Below are 5,800 nucleotides of genomic sequence, written 5' to 3'. Positions count from 1 at the left end.
CCAGCGTTCGTCCTGAGCCAGGATCAAACTCTCCATAAAAGAAGAAAATGAATAGCTCATTTCTTGCTGACTTTGAATCCGAAGATTCGTTTGTGTTTGTGTTCCCCGACAGGGTCGGTTCGACAAACTGTATTTGTTAACGTTTTGCTGTTCAGTTTTCAAGGTTCATGTCGTTACTGCGTTTCAGCAGCAACTCTTATATCTTATCACTTTGTTGATTTGGTGTCAACAACTTTTCGTTATTTTTTCTTGCTTTCGTGCTTTAGAAAAGCAAGGTTGTCTATCTTAACATTCTCATATTAGTTAGTCAACAACCAATTATAATCTTTGTCGTTTTGCTCACTCGCAAATGCGACGTTTAATAATATATCATCTAACTCTATCGTTTGCAACCTTTATTTCAAAAAATGTTCCGCTAGGGTGCAATCCACTTAAATGTCGCCTGTTTAAATTTTAATACACCTGGTAGTGACCGTAGCAAAATCGATATTAGGAACATTCGAAGGCATAAAGCGGCTACCATAATGCATTTTCTGTATATACTTCACCCATTCCAATGATCCATTATTTAAAATGATATGTGTTGCTTTAAGATTAAAGTGAGATAATGTAGCAAGCTCACTAATTCCAAAACAAATGCCTCCATCCCCGTTGATTGTAATCACTCTTGAATCATCATCTAAATCTAAAGGCAATGTTAGTTGATTCATGTTATAATCTTTAAACATAAGAACACTTCTTTCTCTGTAAAGTTCGGTAGTGGGACACTCAATTTTATTTAGAGTGTATCCTTTTTGCATCTAAAAAAACAAAGCCTTGAAATTTTACTACGCGTAAATTTCAAGGCTTTTTCATTATTGAGGTGGGTTTTGTCCCAGCATCTATTGCATATACGATAAGTTTCATTGTCATATCAACTTGATCGATCTTTCTAATATAATTTTCCAGTTAAATCTTCTACGCAATCAATAATTTCATTAAAGCGAATCATCTCTCTTAATGTCTCTATATGCGGATAAAGATATGTGTCTTCTTCAACTTGAGGCACATTTTGAGCAATGTGAGTTAAAACTGCTTTTGTAGCAGAACCCGGCGATATATCGCTTTCTATGAAATGATGTGCGTAATATATTGATAATAATTCGATTGCTAAGACATACTCGAGCTTCTTAACCACTTCAAGTGCTTTTTTAGCCGCATTGTATCCCATAGATACATAATCCTCTTGATCAGCACAAGTAGGAATCGTATCGACGGTTGCTGGATATGATAATATTTTCATTTCATTTAAAAGTCCGGCTTGTGTATACTGCGGAATCATTAATCCAGAGTTTAGTCCTGCATTTTTCATAAGAAATGACGGATAGCCAGAAAGATTTCCATTTATGAGACGATTATTTCGCCGCTCTGACATTTTACCAATGGCCGTGGCAGCAATACACGAGGAATCCAATTCGATGCCAATATATGAGGAATCGCAATTACTTCCTGAAATTGCTCCAGCATTTTCACTATCTGGCCATAATATCGGGTTATCTGAACAAGCATTAATCTCAATCTCGAACGTTTTCAATGCATCCTTCAGCGTTTTCTTAGCAGCTCCATGTAGCTGAGGAATAGCCCGCAGTGACAGTGCATCTTGCAAGCGATGATCTAAGGACTCTTTAGCAATCATAGAATCATTTAAGATTTTCCTTACGTTTGCTGCCGTATTTTTTTGCTCGTCATGGGGACGAACGCTCATCAATCGGTCATCAAAAGCGCGCGTCGTCCCTCTTAACACTTCGAGGGTCATTGCACCAATTATATCGGCTGCCTTCGCTGCTTTTAACATATCGTAAAGTGCCAGCGCTCCAATCCCTGTAGAAGTGGTTGTTCCACTAATAAGTGCCAATCCCTCTTTTGCTGAAAGAACAATCGGTTCTAGTCCCACCTTTGACAACGCATCACTTGACGGCAACAGCTCTTCATTTATATAAGCTTTTCCTTCTCCAATCAGCACCAGCGCCATATGCGCTTCCGGACTTAAATAACCAACAGAACCTTCTCCCGGAGAAAAAGGGGTTAGACGAAGATTCAAAAACTGCCGATACATTTCCAACGTTTCGATCCGAACCCCTGAATAGCCTTGCCCTAAATTTTGTAAGACCATGAGCATAGTAGCACGGACAGCTTCTTCATTCAAAGGTTCTCCAACTGATGTCGCATGGGATAATAGTATATTCCTTTGTAATTGAGCTGTTTTTTCCTGCGATATCAATTCTGTCGACAGTGAGCCGAATCCCGTGTTGAGCCCATACATCACCCTGCCCTCTTTTATCCACTTTTCTACAAGTCGGTGAGATCGGTCTACCCGTTGGAGATAGTCATCGGAAAATTCAACAACGGCATTAAAACGGGCAACAGCCACAAATTCTTCAAGTGTCAACTGGTTACCAAGTGTTACTTTTTTAATATTTTTGGCGTTCATCTGCTTCTCCCTTCCCTATTTATTATCCCTTTTCCACTTTATCGAAGAAGAACATTTTAATAGCAGAAATCACTTGCAGTACAAAGACAAAAAGTACGGTTGAGCCGCCTAATGCTGCTAGATACTTTACACCGTCCACTCCTTGTGCACCACCAGCAAAAGTTACCATTACAAAACCAATGATTGCAATAGACAGTGCCCAAATAAGTTTTTTCCATTGCGCTGGTTCTTCATCATGTCTAATATTCACTGTGCACAAAACACTAATTGTTCGTACCATTGAATCTGCAGCTGTTGCAAATGAAAGGATTAACGTTAGCATTAAGACCGGAATTATAATTGAACCGAAAGGCATGTGACCTAAAAACGACCATAACCCTGCTACCGCTCCACTATTTTTGATTGTGCTAGCTAAATCGACAATTTTGTTTTGTTGCCAGTGTAAAGCCGTTCCACCCCAAATACCAAACCAAATAACACTAAAGACGGCAGGTAAGATCCAGTTAACAATCATAAATTGTCGTATAGTGCGGCCGTGTGAAATAACGGCAAGGTAGATGCCCATTAACGGCGCATATGCAATCCAAATCGCCCAATCGTATAAAGTCCACCACATCACGAGAGCCTCTCCACCTAAATCGATCGGGTCTAACCCCCATTGCCAGAAATTTTGTAGCCAGTACCCTAAACCAGCGGTAGATGTGCGAAAAATATACAATGTTGGTCCAATCACAACAAGGACAATAAGCAGCACGTAAAACACTTTCGCATTGACGTCCGACAAGATGCGGATTCCTTTATCTAATCCCTTAAGCGAAGAAAGTGTAAACGTAACCGTAATAATGATGGTGAGAATGAGCCAAACGAGAGGCCCTTGTTGAATCCCATATGTCGCTTCTAACCCTGAACCGACCAATGCAAGTCCTGCACCTAGCGAAGACGCTAAGCCAAGTGCAATAGCTAGTACAGCTAATGTATCGATGATGCTTGTCCAAATCCCCTTCGTTACCTTTTCTCCAAACAATGGTATTAACGTTGCGGATACGGATAATGATGTCTTTCGATTAAAGTACATATAAGCGACGACTAGACCACTTAGCGAATACATTGCGTAGGGAATGAAGGACCAATTGTAAAAGCTACGTCCCATCGCATATATCGCTGCAAGTGAAGTACCAGGTTCTACGCCAGTTTTCTCCATTTCTCCATAAATACTGTTAAAGTAAATAATAGGTTCATTGACCCCGTAAGTAATAACACCGGTTGCAATTCCACCAGTTAATGCCATCGCGAACCAAGCGCCGAAATGAAATTTAGGCTTGGCGTCTTCTCCCCCTAAGCGAACGTTGCCGATTTTTGAAAATGTCACTAGACTTACAATAATTAATGCTACAATCGAGATAATCTGATAGAGCCAACCAAGTCCGCGCAAAGATCCGACAAAACCGTTCATAGAAATGTCCGTCAATAATTGATTGTTTACAATTCCAAGAACAGCGCCACCACCTACAACCAGAAATGCTGGCAAAAATACGCCTTTCCGCGTTTTCCGTTTGTTTTTTTCCATTAATTTCTTAGCATTCACTTTTTCATTTTTTAACAGCATCAAATCACCCCTGTTCTCGACTATTTAAGTCAGCCGACAAATGATTATTGGAAGCAAATTTGGCCTCCCCCTAGACAAGCTTGTAATTGCTTGTTGGATAATTTCTGGTGTTACTTTTTACGGTCATGCTTTAATGTCATCACTTTATTTTGAAATCGCTTTCATTCAAATCACCTCGCCTATTCCGTATTTTCATTATATAGTGGAATTTCTAATATTTTTTTATAGTTTGATGATTTTTTTATAGAATATCTCACAACAATATATTTATTTCATTTTTTTATAATTAATTTTACTTCTTTAGTTTTTTTCAAAAAAAAACGATCAACTTAAAGCTATGTTGAAACGGCAAAAGTTGAAATCGATAATGATGCACGGGTTACAGCATACTCACGCTATAGTGGTCAATGCTTTTTTCACAGTCATTCCTTTTAGTGCTGATTCCTTCGGCGGCAATAAATCAGTTTTAATTGAAACATCGAATAAAACAGTTCTTTTGGTCACAAAAAACCTCCCAAATATAATTTGGGAGGTTGATTTTTGTTGACGATTTTTAAGGTTATTTTTCAAAAGTTAGAATACCTTACTACGTCAAACTGTTGAAGCTATTGAGTTGCTCGTAGTTTCCATTACGTCCCAGGAGGGATTCGAACCCCCGACCGACGGCTTAGCTTACCACTATGGCTTTCGCCACCAGCAATGACTGTTTGTAGTCTGGACTATAACTTCACCATTTCAGGTGCGACACGTTTAGTCTCTACGGAACCTCACGATAATCTAAAGATTATACTTCGGAATTTCTACCTCCGGATTAACCGGACCTTTGAATTTCCTCGATCTTAATTATGTAAATAAAGATCGTAAGTTTCCTCGGTATTGCCATCAGCATGATCTGTTAAGGTTTCACCGATACGGTGTCGTCCACTTTACAAGTTCTCTTTCCTTGTAAAGGCTCCTATTCTTGAAGGCCGTTGCTCTATCCAGCTGAGCTACTGAGACATGTTCCAAACACCAATACTTTTAAGACATTTATTATTATAGGATAGACTGCACATAAAGTCAACATTTTCCTGAAAATATTTTTCTTTTTTATTTCTGGACCTTTCAATACTCTGAATGCTAAAAACTCTTTACTATCTGATTTGATAGTCCTTTCCAAAGGCGTCGTCCTACTCTCTCAAAAGGGGAAGCCACCCTACTACCATCGACGCTAAAGAGCTTTACTTCCCTGCTTGTGAACGGGTATGACCTCCCTCTTCCCCATCGGTACCAGACTCTTTGGGCTTGTTTACATCATGTTTATTACAAACTGTAAGATTGATAAGTTTAATTCTTCCATGGCGGAAGAAACGACTAACAGATTATAGAGTTTGATAAAAACAGAAAAAAATATCCTATCAAGTCTACGAATAACCTGATAGGATATTTTTTCTTGTATGACCCCTACGGGATTCGAACCCGTGTTACCGCCGTGAAAGGGCGGTGTCTTAACCGCTTGACCAAGGGGCCAAAATTATGGTGGCTCAGGACGGAATCGAACCGCCGACACAAGGATTTTCAGTCCTTTGCTCTACCGACTGAGCTACTGAGCCACTTTTATGTATTTTTAAAAAAATGGCGGTCCCGACCGGGATCGAACCGGCGATCTCCTGCGTGACAGGCAGGCATGTTAACCGCTACACCACGGGACCATTTGGTTGCGGGGGCAGGATTTGAACCTGCGA

Annotated in this window: 3 protein-coding genes and 3 tRNA genes; all 6 read right to left on the bottom strand. The window is 39.8% G+C overall.

Annotation, left to right across the window (positions count from 1 at the left end):
• Positions 1–446: 446 nt before the first annotated feature.
• The 6 genes from MHZ95_RS20665 to MHZ95_RS20640 all read right to left on the bottom strand — a co-directional run bounded on the left by MHZ95_RS20665 (position 447) and on the right by MHZ95_RS20640 (position 5,767).
• Positions 447–728: a thiamine pyrophosphate-dependent enzyme gene (locus MHZ95_RS20665; protein WP_239392679.1), complete on the bottom strand. Its 282-nt coding sequence runs from the start codon at positions 726–728 to the stop codon at positions 447–449.
• Positions 729–931: 203 nt separating this feature from the next.
• Positions 932–2,470, bottom strand: coding sequence for an HAL/PAL/TAL family ammonia-lyase (locus MHZ95_RS20660; protein WP_239392678.1), 1,539 nt, complete (start codon positions 2,468–2,470; stop codon positions 932–934).
• Positions 2,471–2,492: 22 nt separating this feature from the next.
• Positions 2,493–4,076, bottom strand: a complete 1,584-nt coding sequence (locus tag MHZ95_RS20655) for a BCCT family transporter (RefSeq protein ID WP_239392677.1) — start codon at positions 4,074–4,076, stop codon at positions 2,493–2,495.
• A gap of 1,437 nt (positions 4,077–5,513) precedes the next feature.
• Positions 5,514–5,585: transfer RNA gene (locus MHZ95_RS20650), tRNA-Glu, on the bottom strand.
• A 7-nt stretch (positions 5,586–5,592) separates the two neighbouring features.
• Positions 5,593–5,668, bottom strand: a tRNA-Phe gene (locus tag MHZ95_RS20645).
• Positions 5,669–5,691: 23 nt separating this feature from the next.
• Positions 5,692–5,767, bottom strand: a tRNA-Asp gene (locus tag MHZ95_RS20640).
• Between the last annotated feature and the right edge of the window lie 33 nt (positions 5,768–5,800).

It is taken from the genome of Sporosarcina sp. ACRSM (assembly GCF_022346545.1).
In the GTDB taxonomy this organism is placed as follows: domain Bacteria; phylum Bacillota; class Bacilli; order Bacillales_A; family Planococcaceae; genus Sporosarcina.
The sequence above is the reverse complement of the archived record's forward strand: the minus strand, read 5'-3'. Positions and strand labels throughout refer to the sequence as shown.

What these genes read in the sequence shown, in the direction of transcription:
- MHZ95_RS20665 (WP_239392679.1), bottom strand. Translation starts at nt 728, where the DNA reads ATGTTTAAAGATTATAACATGAATCAACTAACATTGCCTTTAGATTTA.
- MHZ95_RS20655 (WP_239392677.1), bottom strand. Translation starts at nt 4,076, where the DNA reads ATGCTGTTAAAAAATGAAAAAGTGAATGCTAAGAAATTAATGGAAAAA.
- MHZ95_RS20660 (WP_239392678.1), bottom strand. Translation starts at nt 2,470, where the DNA reads ATGAACGCCAAAAATATTAAAAAAGTAACACTTGGTAACCAGTTGACA.